This window comes from Paenibacillus sp. NEAU-GSW1, from assembly GCF_009737085.1.
Taxonomy (GTDB): Bacteria; Bacillota; Bacilli; order Paenibacillales; family Paenibacillaceae; genus Pristimantibacillus.
The window spans coordinates 1-16,862 of the sequence record NZ_WOVL01000032.1 but is presented as its reverse complement, the minus strand read 5'-3'; the positions used below and the strand labels follow the sequence as shown (position 1 = coordinate 16,862).

Genomic DNA, 16,862 nt, shown 5'->3' with positions numbered 1-16,862 from the left:
GTAACGGGTTCCGTTTTGAGGTGCAAGAGGTTTAAATGACAATGGGTTTGACGTGCCAATTGGCACGTCTTTTTCTATTCAAAAATACCGATTAGTTCTAATTTTTTCTTCCTTTTTCACTATGCTCTGTTTTAACGCTCATTGTTGATTTAAGCAAACTGGCAGGGTTCCAGCCACCACAGCGAGCGGCCATGATGATGCTCAAGGCCAAGCCTCATTAATGACCATGGCTTGTCCGCATCCGCTTCGACGATGTCCATGCCGACAAACTTCCGGTACCATTCGCGGGCGTTCTCCAGATTGGAAACGCCGATTCGCACCCAGCCCGGAGTAAGCAGCGCTCCGTCTGCCTCCTCCAATTCCGGCCAGCCGCATACGGTAAGGCGAGTGCCTTCCCAAGCCCATAGATCGAGATAATGACGGTCTCCGGGACCGGGATAGATTTCCGATATGCGAACGCCGCTGTCGGCAAAATGCCGATGGGCCTCCGCAATATCCTTCGTGTTCCAGCACCATCGAACAGACGGGTCTGGGCCTCCGCGATCGGCAAAGAGGTGGCGAAGCTTATTGCTGGTGCGAACCGATTTCAGCCAGGTGCCGAAGGAGAGCTGCGTTATTTTTTCCTCGTCGGCTTCTTCATCCTGTCTCCAATCGTAAGTAGGCTGCGCTTGCCAATTGAAATGGCGTGTGTACCATTCAATGGCGTTCTCATGATGATCCCACAGCACATCGATCTGGCCGCCGTCGAATTGCAGCGAAGGCACGGATGCAGGGAGCATGACTTGCTGTTCCTTGCGGAGGACAACCGGAAAATAAAGCTCAAGCTCCGAATCCGGTTCGTTCACGCCTTTAAACTTATCGGTATACAGCTGATAGTTGAACGGATGGGACAGGTTGTAATCGGACTGGGGCTGCCACCGTTTCAGAAAATAATCATACGTTTGCTTGATGCGGGAGATTGGGCCCTTATGGGTGACGACGGCAAGCTGAAGCTCAGGCAAATCTCGTACCGCCATCGCTTCCGGCGCGGCTTCGCCTTCTTGCAGCTCCACTCCGCCAAAAACGGTAAACCGCATCGAAGGCTCGAAGTCTTCGGGAAAGAACGAAATTAAATATATCGGCCGATTGTCGTTGAAGTGATTGTGTCTCCACTCATATACTTGTCCGGCCAGCCGGCCTGCTGTTTGTTGTTTATGGTCCTCTTCGAAGGTCGTATGGATCTGCATGCCATAAAGCTTGCGGGCTGGCGATGAGGTAAGCACGATGGCCGGGGCGTTGTTTTTCGCAGCACTCATCTATTGCTGGCTCCTTTCTTTTGAACGGCAAATTAATCAAGCAGCGGAATGCAATAATCGACATAGGCAGGAATCCCGTTTTGAAAAGCGGCACAGGAACCGAACACCTCCAGGCAAGGCAAGTCGCTCAGCTGATGCCCGCTGTCAGGCAGCCATTCTTGATAAAAGGCGTCAAGAACGCTTTTCTTATGGATAGGATCGTTATCGATACGAAGCACCGCATAGCTGCCGCCGGGTATTTCCGTCATTGGCAGATCGTCTGCGGGCCAGTCCTGCGGAAGGGTTACGCAGGCATCGTACCGCCAATTCAAGACACTCTCGCTCATGTCGGTTTCATAATGGACTTTTCCGATTAGCAGACGTTGAAAGGGAAACGTGTTTCGGCGGCTCGCCGCAGCGGCAAGCCGTTGAAAGGCGTGCCTGAGCTGGTTCTGAAAGCTGGATTGCGCATGGCTGCCGAGCAGAGGAATGTAGGCTGAACGGTATTGAGGCAGCATTTTTACAGTCACTTTCAAGCTGCGATTCTCTTTCAACAGGGAGCGGCCGTCCCCCTGAATTTCATTGTAATAATTTACGTTGAAATATCTCTCGGAAATATTGCGGTCCATTATACAAATCTTGCGGTTTTGCGAATAGAATTCACGTACTTGTGTGGCCGTTTGGCCGCAGAAAGCTTTATATTTTCGCGATAGGTCGTTTAGGGAGGAGAAGCCGCACTGTTCGGCAATTGCCGTTAGCGAAAGATGGGGATGCCATTGCAAGTAACGGGTAACCTTCTGCAGGCGATAGTTGGCGATATATGCGTTGAGGTTGACGCCGGTTACAGACTTAAACAGACGATGAAGATGATAAGGGGAGTAAGAGACGATGGAGGCAAGCTCGTTCAAGCTCAGTTTGTTATGAATATTGCCGTCAATATAGTGCATGACATGAAAGATGGCCGTTTGCTGATTCAACGATTGATCCCCATCATTACCGATCATAGAAGCCTCCGACTGTTTATTTGTCGATACTATTCGACAAACAGCGGAGGCTTCCCTTCCTTTATTTTCAAAAAATCAGCTATTGCCGCGGTTGGGGGTGAAGCGCGTGAGCGCGTTTAGCGTGCAGCGAAGCAGGTTGGCAAATTAGCGAATACAAGTGCGCTATCGCGGCGGTTTTGGCCACAGTTCGGGTCAGTAGCGAAGCGGGATACGCTATTAGCGAACTTCGGTTCACGAGTTGCGAAAATCGGTTCGCTGTCGTCAGCAGCCGGCGCGAAACAGACTTCAATAGCGAAATTGACTTCGCAATATAGCGCAGCGGGTTCGCTATATGTACAGTGACGCAGCTCGCAACGTGTGAAGCTTGAGCGAAAGGGATGTCCCGAACGAGGGGAAAGCGCCATTTTACAAATATATACATACGAGGCAATTGCGATATAATGGTGGAGATTGACATTTTGGTTCGGAAAATGGAGTGATCATAGTGAGCAAACCGGCTTCAACGTTCAATGTACCGCAATCCGGCACAACGGTTGTTTATTCGAAATGGTTGCAAGCCATCGGCATACCCCTCGTTATCGTTGGAGCAATTCTGCTCGGGCTGCTGCAAATTCGGACGCCGCAGGTCGCGGATGCAGACGCGGCCCCGGATCGCTTCTCGGCTGAACGCGCGATGGAGAAGCTGGAGGCTATCGCCAAGGAGCCGCATCCCGTCGGCTCGCTTGCGCATGATGCCGTGCGCGATTACCTCCTTTCGGAATTGACGGCTCTGGGGCTCGAGCCAACGATTCAAGCCTCGGGTAAACTCGAGAATATTGTGGCTCGCATGCCGGGCACTAGCAACAGCCAAGCGCTGATGATCGCAGCGCATTATGATTCTGTTGCGGGAGGCCCTGGAGCGGCGGATGACGGAGCGGCAATTGCCGCAATGCTGGAAACGGTTCGTGCCATTCAAGCGTCAGGGCCGCTGAAGAATGATCTCATTTTGCTCATGACAGACGGCGAGGAGATGGGGCTGTACGGGGCAAAAGCGTTTATTTCCAATCATCCCTGGGCGAAAGAGCCTGCCATTGTTTTGAATTTCGAAGCGAGAGGAAATAAGGGGCCATCTTTAATGTTCGAGACGAGCGAGCAGAACGGCTGGCTCGTACAGCAATTGATGAAGGCGGCGCCGCAACCGATCGCATACTCGCTTATTTATAATGTATATAAGATCATGCCCAATGACACCGATTTGACGGTATTTAAAGAGGGGGGCTTGCATGGGATGAATTTTGCCTTCGGAATGGGAGTCAACGCCTATCACAAAATGATCGATACGCCGGAAAATCTTGACCGCGGCAGTCTCCAGCATCATGGAGAGTATATGCTTAATTTGACCCGGCATTTCGGCAATATGGATTTGAAGGGGCAGCACTTGAAGCAAGAGGATCGCGTCTATTTCAATGTGTTTGGCTGGAAAATGGCAAGCTATCCGGTTTCATGGGCGAAATGGTTTGCGATCCTGGCAGCGCTGCTGTTTATCGCAACCTTGGTTCATGGCTTGCGCCAGCGCAAATTGACCCTTAAGGGAACGGCGGGAGGCTTTGCATTGACGCTTCTTAGCTTGGGTCTCGTGTTCGGCGCAGTAATGCTCATATGGGGCGTTGCGCGTTCCAATGTGCCTATTCAACAATACAGACGGATGATACTGGATCCGCAGATCAGCCTATACGCACTGTTCGGTTTTCTGCTGCTGGCCGCCCTTATCGTTTTTCTGCTCATTCGCTGGCTGTCGCGGTATGCGCGCGCGGAGAATATTTGGATGGGAGCGTTGCTGCTCTGGCTGGTCCTTTGCGCAGGGACGACCTTCTATTTGCCGGGTGGCAGCTACTTGTTTACATGGCCGTTATTATTTAGTCTTGCAGGCTTGAATATTTCGTTGCGAACGAATGCGAAGAAGGCGGCGTCAACCTGGTTATCGGCGCTGTTTGCCGCACCGGGGCTTATGATGCTCACTCCAATTTGTTATCTGATTTACATGATGATGACGATGCAAATGGCCGCAGCGATCGTTACGATTGCCGCGTTCGCATTCACTTTAATTTTCCCGATTGGGTGCGCCGCCGCGTTTAAGGAGCGAAAGGAAGGATTGGCATATCGTGAACATAGTCATCGCGCCTGATAAATTCAAGGGCAGCCTTTCAGCGCAGCAAGTCGGGCAAGCGCTGGCCAGAGGCGTCCGCAAAGCCTGTCCCGACAGCGGCGTTACAGTCATTCCGATGGCGGACGGCGGCGAAGGGACGATGGAATGCTTGGTCGACGCGGCGCAGGGACGCGTGATGCGCGTCCCTGTTCAAGATCCGTTGGGCCGCGCGATCGAAGCGGGCTTCGGCCTGCTGGATAATGGCGCAGGTATCACCTGTGTCATTGAAATGGCCAAGGCATCCGGACTTTATTTATTAAAGCGGCATGAACGCAATCCGCTCCTGACGACGACATACGGCGTCGGTCAGTTAATGAAGGCTGCGCTCGATACGGGCTGCCGCCGCTTTATTATGGCGCTTGGCGGCAGCGCTACGAATGACGGAGGAGCGGGGATGCTGCAGGCGCTCGGCGCGCAGCTGCTTGATGCCGATGGACAACAGATCGGCTATGGCGGCGGCAGCTTGAGCGATCTTGCGAGCATTGGCTTGGAGAGTATGGATCCTCGCCTTGCGGAATGTCAATTTACTGTCGCCTGCGATGTGGACAATCCCTTTGTCGGTTCTAACGGCGCATCAGCTGTGTTTGGACCGCAGAAAGGAGCGACGCCGGAAATGGCCCGGCAGCTCGACTGCAACCTCCGGCATTTTGCCGATCTTATTCACGAAGCGACGGGCATCGCCATTCACGATGTGCCGGGGGCCGGCGCGGCTGGAGGATTGTCCGGCGGTATTATGGCCTTTTTGCGCGGAGAGTTGGCATCGGGGGTGTCGATTGTTGCCGGTGTGACGAAGCTGGAGGAAGCGATTCAAGGAGCTGACCTCGTCATCACCGGCGAAGGGCAGGTTGACCGTCAGACGGCCCAGGGCAAGGCGCCTTGCGGAGTAGCCCGCATAGCCAAGGCGTATGGCATACCTGTCATCGTCGTTGCCGGTTCGATCGGCGAAGGGATCGATGCTTTATATGAACAAGGCGTATCGGCGGTTGTCAGCATCGTCAATCGTCCGATGTCGTTGGAAGAAGCGGTGGAGCAGTCGGAGCCGCTGCTGGAGCAGGCAGGTGAACAGGTAATGCGGATTTTTAGCTGCTGCAGATGACCGTTTATGCTTGTCCCTTCAATCGGCTATAATGGATACTAGCAAAGTAACGTGAGAAGACGCGGTCTCGCAAAGATGAGGAGTGTGGCGAATGTCGAAATCGGTTGTGGAAAAGCTCGGCTTGCAGAAGTTCAGCCGGAAGGCAGTGCTCGATTTGCCTGCCGGAAACGACAGCTTGTCGGGGCTGGAGGGGTTCGACACAGCGCTCAAGGACGGGGGATACGATCTGATTTTCACTTTCGTCCTGGATATGGAGTCGCTTAAGGGACTCGTCAATCGGGTCATATCCGAAGAGCGCTTGAACAAAGGCGGATACTTGTTTGCCGCGTATCCGAAAAAAGGCAACAAAGTGTACGATACCTTTATCCACCGCGACGAGCTGATGGAAGGCCTCGGCAGCGATGAGGAAGGCTATGTTGGGGCAAGCTCGATTAAGTTTGCGCGGATGGTCGGGCTCGATGATGTTTTTACCGTTGTCGGCTTCAAAGAGGATGCGGCGGGTAAACATAAAACGTCCTCAAAAGCGAGCCAGCGTGTGGACGACTATGTCGCCTTGATTCCGAACATCGAAGCGGATTTGGCGGACGAGCCAGCGTTGCTTGCCATCTACCAAGCGCTGACGCCGGGTTATCGCAAGGATTGGGCACGGTATGTGTACAGCGCCAAGCAGGAGGAAACGCAGGACAAAAGGCGCGAAGAGATGAAGCAGATTCTTCAAGCGGGCTATAAGAGCCGTGAGCTGTATCGCCAGAATCAAGCCTAGAAACTAAGGGGTGCTCGATTAAGCCGTCGCATGGCTTAATCGAGCACCCCTTAGTTCATGTTGCAGCAGATGTTGAATTAGAAAAACGAGAAGTTCCCGGTTATAACAAGCCCGAAGCAGGCGGCGTTCAGCAGGAAGGTAATGCCTGCGCCGATGAGTAAGCCTTGCACGATACCGGTTTTCTTGCGCAATAAGACAATAGCGGGAAGCAGATAGACAATCTGAATGACGCCGATAAAAAAGAAAAGCACCGGCAAAAAGAACAAGAGCAAATGCATCAGCGTAAGCAGCCCCATGCCTATCAGCACTTGTCCAATATGCTTGGCAGGCTTCTTTGGCGGAGCCTGCTCTTGCTCTCCATCCGGTCGATGAAACTCATCATTCTCACTCATGAACGGCACCTCCCGGTCTCATGTCATATTCCAGCTGCAGCTCGGCAAGCCTCTTCTCCTGCTCGGCAGTACGGTAGAACATATTGTAAGTGTCGAACGGTATGATTCGCCCGTCGGGATGCGCGATATGGACGCATGATTTTTTGACGGAGCGCACATCGAAATTGTACGGGTCCAGAAACTGCATGATAATTACGCGGAAGACGTTGTCGTAGCTGATATGGTCCGGCACGGAAACCATCGGCAGGCAGCACAGCAAGTTTTTCAACGAAAGCGCTGAGGATGCCGGGGAATGCGCGGTCGAGAACAGCTCGAATATTTTCGATTTCAGCGTTTGATCCTGCTCGAATACGATCGTGTTGCGGCCGCCCTCGAGAAGGATTTGCGGGTCCATGAGCCCCGTGAGCGGAATCGCTTCGCCTCCGAGCTTGAGGGCGTAGCCCATCGCCAAGCAATCAGGGTGGCAGGGCACCGGGATAATGTCCTCGGGGCGGAACACCCCGGATTGATCGATAATGCTTTGCCGCACTTCGCTCAACGTAAGGCGGTCTTTGGCCGGATCGAAATCTTCAAGACGCCCCGCCGCCTGGATCGGCTGGAAGGTGACGCCGCGAACGGCAGGCTGCTTAAGGCCGAATTGAATAATATCGCCGATTTCGTGATCGTTCAGCCCTTTTTTGAGCGTGACGACGAGGGTGGTGGAAATGTTGAACTCGTTTAAATGCTCCAAAGCTTTGCGGCGGACATCGCGCAGGTCGACGCCGCGCAGTTCGCGAAGCGTTTCTTCTTGAAAGCTGTCGAACTGCAAGTAAATTTCAAAGCCAGGCATATATTCCGCGAGCCGTTTGACGAAATTGCGGTCCTGCGCAATCCGAAGGCCATTCGTATTGACCATAATATGCTTAATCGGCCGGGACTTGGCGAGATCAAGTATATCGAAGAACTGCGGGTGAATCGTCGGCTCGCCGCCGCTGATCTGCACAATATCCGGCTCTTCTTCGTTGCGGACAATGGCATCGAGCATAAACTCGATTTGCTCCAGCGACCGCCAAGTACCGCTATGCGGAGATGATTCCGCGTAGCAGATCGGGCATTGCAGATTGCAGCGGTCGGTAACCTCCAGCAGCGTGAGGCAGCTGTGCTGCTCGTGGTCGGGACATAGGCCGCAGTCGTACGGACAGCCATAGCGGATCGGCGTATTCCAATGCTGCGGCATTTCCGCCGGCTTTAGAAATTCCCGGCACTTTTTATAATAGGCGGCGTCGCTGGCGATAAGCACCTTCTCGCGTCCGTGCTGCCCGCAATATTTGAGCAGAAAAACGTGATCGTCCTCAATAATAACTTTCGCTTCCACTTTGCGCAGACACTTCGAGCATATGCTGTTTGTCAGCTCGTAGAAGATATAAGGTCTATTTTTCGTCGGCATAGCGGGTCAGTTCCTCCTTTTGGATGCGTTGCGATTGTCCGAGCCATCTGCTGATCAGAACGAAATAATAGATCAGTCCTGCCAAACAAGCCAGCTGAATATTGTTCAGTCCCAGATAGGGATGCGGCGTTGGTTTAATGAAGTCAATAAGCAGCCGAAAAGCGAGGTATCCGGTCATAAAAAGCTGAAAAACCGCTCCGTCGGGCAATGCAGGCCTACTATTTCGATTGCGTGAAATCGCTTGTTTTCTTGTTCGCAGCTTCCAGCTCAAAAGCAAGCCTCCGAGCGCAAGCAAATAGACGATTTCGTACAGCTGTGCGGGATGGCGCGGGATGCCGTCACCGAAGTCGACACCGGTGATCCAATCGGTTGACGTTCCGTAGGTGTGGTCGTCCAGGCCGGTTAAGAAGCAGCCGATGCGCCCGATCACCATGCCGACGATGATCGGCAGCGCCATATCGTCGCCGGTAGAACGGGTAATGCCGATGCGTTTCTTCGTCAGCTCAACGCCGATCAGCCCGCCGAGCAGACCGCCGACAATCGTTTTGCCCTCCATCATGTAGGCGTAGCTGTTCCAGTTCTCGATGGTTTTCAGCGGATCTTCAAACCAGTACAGCATTTTAGATCCGATAGCGGCGCCTAATATGGCTCCGACGATCACCCACATTCCTTTATCAATGGGGAGTTTTTCTTTGCTGCGCGTGTAAAGGTAGACACGAAAGCCGATAAAATAGGCCAGCGCTTCGAATACGGCATGAGGGTGCAGCGTTGCGAAGCCGAGATTAATCCAAACGGGGAAGGTCATGGCAATCTCCAGTCATGTATGGATTTTTATTTAAATAAAGGAAGGCGAAGCCGGTTCTGCTTGCCTTCGCTATATTCGCTCTGGAAAGGCCATTATCCTCTCAAAAGTATATGCTTTCATCCATTTTCTGCTGATTATGTGTGAATTCACCTTGTATGGCCGTTTAACAAGATAATGACAAAAGGCGCAATAGTTCTTACTATAAGAGGATAGAAATAATATTCGACAATCGTTGCAACGGATCGTCCATAAGGGGAGCAAGCGAATGAGAAAACGACTTCCGAACAAAATGTATATACCGTTCACGTACAAAATGATGATTCCGTATCTCGTGCTTGTCCTATTGACCGATATGCTCATCGGATACATTTCTTATACGATGCTCATTCAGTCGCGAACCGAGCTGGCGGAGACGAACATTCGGACGGCGATGAAGCAGACCCGCAGCAACATCGAATATCAGATGGAAGAGATTAAACGAATTGCGAACACGCTGTTCAACAGCGGCACGTTTCAGAGCGCGCTGCAGTTTAAGGGAGAGCCGCTGGAGAACATGCTAAAGATGCGGGACGATATGATTCCTCAGATGAAAGCGCCTCTTCAGCTGTACGGGAACAAGCTTCGCTTAACGCTCTACATGGTAAACGACAGCATGTACGAAGTGACCGGCGACGATATGTCCATGCCGATTGAAAGAAGCGATTATTATTTGCTGTCTCAGCATAGCATCGAGAACAGTGAATGGTTCCATGACATCGTCAGCTTGAACAAAGACAGCTTGTGGATGCAGATCGATACCGATGACAAGCTCGATAACATTTCCTATTTCCGCAAGCTCGTTTCTTCGAACGGCGTTTCGTCGGTGATCGGCTATGTTCGGGTGACGGCGCGTTTCGATGAGCTGCTCGGCAATTTCGACGCGTTTCCGATCGAGCAGGGGATCAGCCTGAGATTGATGGATATGGCTTCCGGCATAACCTTGTACGAGCGGGGAGCCGTCGATCAAAGCGCGGAGGAAGACTCTTATCTCGTTCTCAGCGAGAGCATCCCCGGCACCAATCACGTGATCGAGACGTGGGTGCCGCACGCTTATTTGAATAAGGATGCCAGCAAGATGCAGCAAGCCATCTTTACGGTTTGCTTGATCAGCTTCCTTGTTATGGCTTTAATAGGCTATATGATAGCCAGCTTGTCGGGGAAAAAGATTAAACGAATCGTGACCTTGGTTCGCTCCTTCCAAGAGGGCAATTTTCATAAAAGGATCGGCTTCTCCGGCAACGACGAATTCGTCCATATCGCTAACGCCTTTAACCGGATGGCAACCAGCATTCAGGAGCTGATCCGGGACGTCTACGAGCAGGGGATTCAGAAGAAACAAGCGGAGCTTGATGTGCTGCAAGCGCAGATTAGCCCGCATTTCCTCTACAACACGCTGTCGACGATCGGCAGTTTGGCTAACCTTGGGGAAGTTCAGAAGGTTACGACGATGGTGCAAGGACTGTCCAAGTTCTACCGGCTCACGCTGAATGAAGGGCAAGTTTATATTTCGCTGGAAAAAGAACTCGAGCAGGTCGAGTCGTATTTGGATATTCAACGGGTAAAATACGCCGACGCGTTTCAGGTTTATTTTGATATCGATCCTGATATATTGCAAATTCCGGTTATTAAGCTTATTTTACAGCCGTTTGTTGAAAATATTTTTAAACACGCTTGGTTCGGCGACACGATCGCCATTCGCATTACGGGTAAACGGCTGGGCGACCGGATTGAATTAAAGGTCATCGACACCGGCATCGGCATGCGCCCGGAAACGCTGCGGAGAATGCGGCTCAGCTCGAACGTCAGCCAATCGTCGGACGGCTACGGCCTGCGAAACGTGGAAGAGCGAATCAAGCTGAGATACGGCAAAGATTTCGGCATCCAGATCGGCAGCCACTACGGGGCGGGAACGACCGTTCAGCTTGTGCTTCCGGTCGATAACGCAGAGCTGCGGGAAGACGGATAGGGTTAAGAGGTGTGACTTTGAGCTTGATGCAAGGAGGCAGCAGGGATGGACATAAGTATTCTGTTGGTAGACGATGAAGCGATAGATTTGGAGTGGCTGCGGCGACGGGTGGCGGGCAATGATCAGCTGCCTCCGAACAGCGTAGTAACGGCGACAAGCGGGTTTGCCGCGTTGAAAATGATGGAGCAGCAGCGGATCGATCTCATTCTGTCGGATATCCGGATGCCGATTATGACCGGCATGGAGTTTGCGCGCAAGGCGAAGGAGATTAATCCTGGCGTGCATATTATTTTTATTAGCGGGCATCAGGATTTCAGCTACGCCAAGGAAGCGATTCAGCTGAACGCGTCGGGCTATTTGCTCAAGCCGGTCGACGATAACGAGCTGAACGAGCTTCTGATCGGGCACTGCACGAAGATCGAGAAGGAGCGCAAGCAGCATGTCTCGCTGACGGAGACGCTGTCGCTTGTGAATCAGGAGCTGTTGCTCCGTTGGTTCAATGAGCCGGCGCCGGGAGAAGTCGAATTGCATATCCATCACTTTCTGGAGCCGCTCTTGAAGGGAGGGTCGGCGGTTGCGATAATCGAGCTCGACGACATGGCATGGAAGCTGAAAGACCGGGATGAAGAGGAGCGCAGAGCGCTGACGGCCAGCATTAATCAATACATCCGCCAGTTCGCGCAGGACCGCAAGCTGGGCACGGTGATGACCAGCTATGACTTCCATTTTGTCGTGCTGGCGACGGTGCAGGAGGAGTATTTCAAAGCGCTGCTCGAGGAACTGATCAAGGCGTTCTATGAGACGTTCTCCTTCACCATTACGATCGGAACCGGCATGTACACGAGCGAGATGGACAAGCTGCATGATTCCTACCGGCAGGCGCAAGCGGCGCTGAGCATCAAATGGATTTTGGGCAAAAACAGGCTGATCGAGGATACGTCCGAATGGACGCCGAAGGAGCGAATCGCCGCTAACGTCGAGCAGACCGTCGACCGGATGCTGCAGGCGATGCTCGAATATGACTTGACGACAATAGACGACTGTCTGCTGCAGCTCTTTAACGGCGACAGCCCGCTGACGCAGAAAAACGATATTTATGATCTGATCATTCGGATCACATCCAAGCTGCATGCCGACCTGCAGCAGATGAACGAGCATTTGTATGAGATATTGAAATGGGAATCGCATCAACCGTTCATTTTGTTCCAGTTCGAGACGGTCCATGACATTCTTTCGTGGCTGAGACGGCGGTTTTTCGAGCTGTCGGAGCTGCTCTATTTGAAACGGCAGCGGCAGAAGCGGAAGCTGATTGACGAAATTACGGGCTACGTCAAAGAGCGGCTGGATCAGAAAATAACGCTGAACGAAGTGGCGGCGCATTTCGATTTCACGCCGAATTATCTCGGCCAGCTGTTCAAGGCGGAGACAAATACGCTGTTCAGCGATTTTCTGAATGACCTGCGCATGGAGCGGGTGTGCGAGCTGCTTGCCGATCCGACCAAGAAAATTTACGAGATTGCCGAGCAGGTCGGGTACAAAAATATCATTTATTTTAACCGCCAGTTTAAACTTCATATGGGCATGTCACCAGGCGAGTATCGGAAGAAAAATAAAATTTAGCGTTAAACGATAAGAATGCACGGGTAGTTCGCAGTTGCGAGTAGGTTGGATTCCGGCTGCTGTTGTTTTCGAATTTCTTGAATTTGAACAATCAAGGTTGAAATTCGAAAACAAAGGCAGACGCTGCGCTCCTCCATCTCAACCTTCTCTACACTGCGAACTATGGTTGCATTTATTCGTTTAACGGCGGGAGCCCGGGTGATGAACCCGGGCTTTTTTGTTGTTTAAGCCGGTCGTAAGGCCCTCGGAGGCTTTTAGGTCAACTATGTATTCACAAAAGATAAACCTAATCGTTGAATTAGTATTACTTTTAGTTGTTCCCCTTAATTATGCCGATGCTCTCCGCTTTTTATAATGAGAGTACAACAGACGACGAGAGATACAAGAGAGAGGGGAGCATCAATGATACTTCGCGGATTTTGGAATGATATCAAGAAGTACAAAGTCATTTTGCTGATGCTGGCGCCGGCAGTACTGTTTTTCCTGCTATTTGCGTACGTGCCGATGGCTGGCATTGTCATTGCATTCAAACACTACAATAACGTTGGCGGTATTTTCGGCAGCCCGTGGAACGGGCTGGATAACTTCCGCTTCTTCTTCGAATCGGGAGATGCGTGGAAAGTTACAAGGAATACGGCGCTGTACAATATCGCGTTTATCATCGTAAACAATGTACTGCAAATTTTAGCCGCGATTCTGCTGTTCGAGATCGGGGGCAAATGGTTTAAAAAGATTACGCAGTCGATCATGTTTCTGCCCTACTTTATTTCCTGGGTAGTCGTTGGCGCGATTGCCTACAACTTGCTCAACTACGACATCGGTACCGTAAACGTCCTGCTCAGGGCGGTTGGAGCAGAGCCGATCGACATATACAACACGCCTTCCTACTGGCCGTACATTCTCGTTCTTGTATCGGCATGGAAGAGCCTTGGTTACGGAACGGTGATGTACCTCGCCGCTATTACGAGCATTGATACGGAAATGTACGAGGCGGCGGAAATCGACGGCGCGAACATTTTCCAACGGATTTGGAAAGTAACGATTCCGAACCTGATGCCAACGGTTATTATTCTGGTGCTGCTCGCGGTCGGCAACATTTTCCGCGGAGACTTCGGCATGTTCTACAATTTGATCGGCAGCAACGGTCTTCTGTTCTCGACGACAGATGTCATCGACACCTTCGTATTCCGGTTGCTTATTACAGCTAACGATGTCGGCATGTCGGCTGCGGCAGGCGTATTCCAATCGGTTCTCGGCTTTGCGACGATCATGCTCGTCAACTATGCGGTTCGCCGTTACGACAAAGACCGTGCGTTATTCTAAACGCATTAGGCCGCATAGAGGCGGTCCATCATCTTGGATGAACAACGATAGAAGTTTTTCTCACTGGAGGTTACGGCTATGAGTGCTACCGAAATCAGCTTAAACAAACAAAAGGTCAAATCGGTCGGCAAGCAAGGAGACCGGAGGCTGTTCTCAGCCATCGGTTACGTGGTACTGACGCTTTTTACCGTACTTTGCTTGCTGCCGTTTATTCTGGTCCTATCGTCTTCGTTAACAAACGAAGAGACCATCGTCGTGAAAGGGTATCAGTTTTTTCCCGCAGATTTCTCGGTCGAAGCTTTCAAAATTTTGTTCAAATATCCTCAGGAAATGATCAACGCTTATGTTGTCACGATTGGCGTTACGGTCGCCGGCACAGCGCTTGGACTGTTCCTCACTTCGATGACAGCTTATGCGCTTTCCCGGAAAGACTTTAAATGGCGCAACCATTTCTCGTTCTTCTTCTTCTTTACAACGCTGTTCAACGGCGGCTTGGTTCCTTGGTACATGCTTATCACCAAAACCTTGCATATGACGAACACACCGTTGTCCCTCATCATTCCGATGGTGCTCAACGTGTTCTACATCATCGTTATGAAGTCGTTTATGAGCAGCATTCCCGAAGCGATCGTTGAATCGGCTAAGATCGACGGCGCGGGCGATTTTCGGATTTACGCGCAATTGATTCTTCCGCTCGCCAAGCCTGCGCTTGCAACTATCGGGTTGTTCCTCGCGCTTGCTTACTGGAATGATTGGTACAACGCAATGCTCTTCGTCAACGACGAGAAGCTGATGCCGCTCCAATATTATTTGTACAAAATGCTGGGCAATATGGACGGCATGCGCAAGGCGATGATGGGCGCGGGAGCCGTCGTAACGACGAGCATTCCGACGGAAAGCTTGAAAATGGCGATGACGGTCGTTGCGACCGGACCGATTCTGCTTGCTTACCCGTTCGTACAACGCTATTTTGTCCAAGGCTTGACGATTGGCGCAGTAAAAGGCTAAGGGTGAACCCAGTTTAACTGGTTTATCAATATATCATAGGGGGAAGTTCCGGATATGAAAAAGAAAAGCAGATTGCTGATGATGACGCTTGTTTTAACTTTTGTCATGATTCTCAGCGCATGTGGAAGCGGCAATAACAAGACAACAGAGCCTGAAAACAAAGGCAATGCCGAAGCGACGACATCTCCTGCAGCTACTGAAGGCGCGGCGGATGGAGCTATCGATACTTCCAAAGAAGTGAAGCTGAAAATGATCTTCGTTGGACCAAAACCGGTTGATTATGATGCTGTATTTACAGAGCTCAACAAGAAGCTGAAAGAAAAAATTAATGCGACCGTAGAAGGCGAGTTCCTTGACTGGTCCGACTGGGCGCAAAAATATCCGCTGAAGCTGGCGGCTGACGAAGATTTCGACCTGATCTACTCCGCAAACTGGGCGGGCTACAACGACCAAGCGCTTAAAGGCGGCTTCCTGGAACTGACGGAAGATATGATCAAGAAATACATGCCAAAAACGTTCGAAGCTATGCCGCAAGTAAGCTGGGATCAAACGAAAGTAAACGGCAAAATCTACATGGTTCCGCAAAACCGCGGCGAATCGGTTGAAAAACTGATCATGTACCGTGAAGACTTGCGCAAAAAGTACAATCTGCCGGCAATCGACAGCCCTGAGGCTTATGCAACGTACTTGAAAACAATCGCAGCAAACGAAAAAGGCATCGCGCCTTTCACGCCGGAAACAGGCGACTGGAAATACCACAACCTGGATCGCGTATTGCTGAAGCAGCAAAACGAATGGAATATGTTCGACCTGGATATGCCTTTCGCTTACAAGCTTGACGATGCAAGCGGTAAAGTATTCAACGTCTATGAAACCGAAGAATTCAAAAACTTGCTCGTCTACTACAAAGACCTGGCTGACAACAACGCATGGTCGAAAAACGTTCTGAACAGCAAAAACGACCACCAAGCGGACTTCAAAGCGGGCAAAACAGCTTCGATCACGCACAACAACGGTACTTTGGGCGCTTTGATGGCTCTGATGCGCCAAGAAAACTCGCCATATGAAGTGGCGCTGGCTGACATTAACGTTGGCAAGAAAAAATCGGTTGCAATCTCGACGCAGAACGGTACATCCGTTCATGCTTCGTCGAAAAACCCAGAACGCGCTCTGATGTTCATCGACCTGATGCAAAACGACAAAGAGCTGCATGACCTGATGATGTACGGCGTTAGCGGCATGCATTACGAGCCGGTTGGCGACGACAAATACAAAGCTTTGGAGAAAAACCCGAACTACACCGGCTTCTCGAACTGGAACTTCAACTCGCCGCTTAACCGCGACAACGAGGCGTTCCCGCAAGAGGCTTCCGATCTGGTGAAAGGCTGGGAAGCTGGCGTTTACCACTACCAGCTGGAAACTTTCGTATTCGACAACAGCAAAGTGAAAACGGAAATTGCCAACGTGGGCAACGTTATGCTTCGCTACGCGATTCCGCTCGAGTACGGCGTAATCAAAGACATCGACAAAGGCTTGGCTGAGCTGAACAAACAGCTTGACGCAGCCGGCATCGACAAGATCCAAACCGAACTGCAAACGCAAATCGACGCGTTCCTTGCAGCACAAAAATAATAATAAAAACAGCGGAGCAGGAATCCAATCCTGCTCCGCTGTTTTTTTGCTTCCGGGTTATGATTACTCGCTTTTTGGCATATAGCGCCGCAGAAGCTTTTTTCGTTTCGGTCGAAATAACGCTGCGTGACAGTGTTATTTCGTCAAAGTTGCGCCTGCGTGATCGAATAACGCTGTGCGGCAGCGTTATTATTCGTAAATCGGGTGACGTCAAGTAGTTTGTGTAGTAAGATTATCCATCGGGACGATGGATAAAGAATATGATGTTTGTTCGGTTGGAGGGCGTAGCCCAAGCGCAGGCGCGGGAGATTAAAGATCTTAGTCTGCCC

Annotated in this window: 14 protein-coding genes; 8 read left to right on the top strand and 6 right to left on the bottom strand. The window is 51.3% G+C overall.

Features of this window, described 5'->3' with window-relative positions:
* Positions 1 to 149: 149 nt before the first annotated feature.
* A complete protein-coding gene (locus tag GOM71_RS20465; RefSeq protein WP_156284425.1) occupies positions 150 to 1,295 on the bottom strand; it encodes a GyrI-like domain-containing protein in 1,146 nt (381 codons plus the stop codon).
* Between the two features lie 32 nt (positions 1,296 to 1,327).
* Positions 1,328 to 2,278, bottom strand: a complete 951-nt coding sequence (locus GOM71_RS20460) for an AraC family transcriptional regulator (RefSeq protein WP_156284423.1) — start codon at positions 2,276 to 2,278, stop codon at positions 1,328 to 1,330.
* A gap of 484 nt (positions 2,279 to 2,762) precedes the next feature.
* Between GOM71_RS20460 and GOM71_RS20455 the strand changes: the two genes are divergently transcribed.
* The 3 genes from GOM71_RS20455 to GOM71_RS20445 all read left to right on the top strand — a co-directional run bounded on the left by GOM71_RS20455 (position 2,763) and on the right by GOM71_RS20445 (position 6,322).
* The gene (locus tag GOM71_RS20455; protein ID WP_367649726.1) at positions 2,763 to 4,442 is read left to right on the top strand and encodes a M20/M25/M40 family metallo-hydrolase; all 1,680 of its coding nucleotides are present in this window, start codon (positions 2,763 to 2,765) and stop codon (positions 4,440 to 4,442) included.
* Positions 4,420 to 5,559, top strand: a complete 1,140-nt coding sequence (locus GOM71_RS20450; RefSeq protein ID WP_367649725.1) for a glycerate kinase — start codon at positions 4,420 to 4,422, stop codon at positions 5,557 to 5,559. Before GOM71_RS20455 ends, GOM71_RS20450 begins: the two co-directional genes overlap by 23 nt.
* Before the next feature lie 91 nt (positions 5,560 to 5,650).
* Positions 5,651 to 6,322, top strand: a complete 672-nt coding sequence (locus tag GOM71_RS20445) for a YdeI/OmpD-associated family protein (protein WP_156284419.1) — start codon at positions 5,651 to 5,653, stop codon at positions 6,320 to 6,322.
* A gap of 77 nt (positions 6,323 to 6,399) precedes the next feature.
* On the opposite strand, the gene GOM71_RS20440 is transcribed toward GOM71_RS20445, so the two are convergent.
* The 3 genes from GOM71_RS20440 to GOM71_RS20430 are packed head-to-tail and all read right to left on the bottom strand — an operon-like array spanning position 6,400 to position 8,945.
* Positions 6,400 to 6,714 (bottom strand): hypothetical protein, encoded by a 315-nt coding sequence (locus GOM71_RS20440; protein WP_156284417.1) that lies wholly within the window; start codon positions 6,712 to 6,714, stop codon positions 6,400 to 6,402.
* Positions 6,707 to 8,140 (bottom strand): radical SAM protein, encoded by a 1,434-nt coding sequence (locus GOM71_RS20435; RefSeq protein WP_156284415.1) that lies wholly within the window; start codon positions 8,138 to 8,140, stop codon positions 6,707 to 6,709. Before GOM71_RS20435 ends, GOM71_RS20440 begins: the two co-directional genes overlap by 8 nt.
* Entirely contained in the window at positions 8,124 to 8,945 is an 822-nt protein-coding gene (locus tag GOM71_RS20430; protein WP_156284413.1) for a prolipoprotein diacylglyceryl transferase, read from the bottom strand. The genes GOM71_RS20435 and GOM71_RS20430 overlap by 17 nt, the downstream gene beginning before the upstream one ends.
* A 265-nt stretch (positions 8,946 to 9,210) precedes the next feature.
* On the opposite strand from GOM71_RS20430, the gene GOM71_RS20425 reads away from it, so the two are divergent.
* The 5 genes from GOM71_RS20425 to GOM71_RS20405 all read left to right on the top strand — a co-directional run bounded on the left by GOM71_RS20425 (position 9,211) and on the right by GOM71_RS20405 (position 16,533).
* The gene (locus tag GOM71_RS20425; protein WP_156284411.1) at positions 9,211 to 10,950 is read left to right on the top strand and encodes a sensor histidine kinase; all 1,740 of its coding nucleotides are present in this window, start codon (positions 9,211 to 9,213) and stop codon (positions 10,948 to 10,950) included.
* A gap of 45 nt (positions 10,951 to 10,995) precedes the next feature.
* Positions 10,996 to 12,570, top strand: coding sequence for a response regulator (locus tag GOM71_RS20420; protein ID WP_156284409.1), 1,575 nt, complete (start codon positions 10,996 to 10,998; stop codon positions 12,568 to 12,570).
* Between the two features lie 402 nt (positions 12,571 to 12,972).
* Positions 12,973 to 13,893, top strand: coding sequence for an ABC transporter permease (locus tag GOM71_RS20415; protein ID WP_156284408.1), 921 nt, complete (start codon positions 12,973 to 12,975; stop codon positions 13,891 to 13,893).
* Positions 13,894 to 13,971: 78 nt separating this feature from the next.
* Positions 13,972 to 14,901, top strand: coding sequence for a carbohydrate ABC transporter permease (locus GOM71_RS20410; protein WP_156284406.1), 930 nt, complete (start codon positions 13,972 to 13,974; stop codon positions 14,899 to 14,901).
* A gap of 54 nt (positions 14,902 to 14,955) precedes the next feature.
* Complete coding sequence (locus GOM71_RS20405) at positions 14,956 to 16,533, top strand: ABC transporter substrate-binding protein (protein ID WP_173275852.1); 1,578 nt, start codon at positions 14,956 to 14,958, stop codon at positions 16,531 to 16,533.
* A gap of 143 nt (positions 16,534 to 16,676) precedes the next feature.
* Here GOM71_RS20405 and GOM71_RS24165 read toward each other — a convergent pair.
* A partial coding sequence (locus GOM71_RS24165) for a hypothetical protein (protein ID WP_216651789.1) occupies positions 16,677 to 16,862 on the bottom strand: 186 nt, incomplete at its 5' end.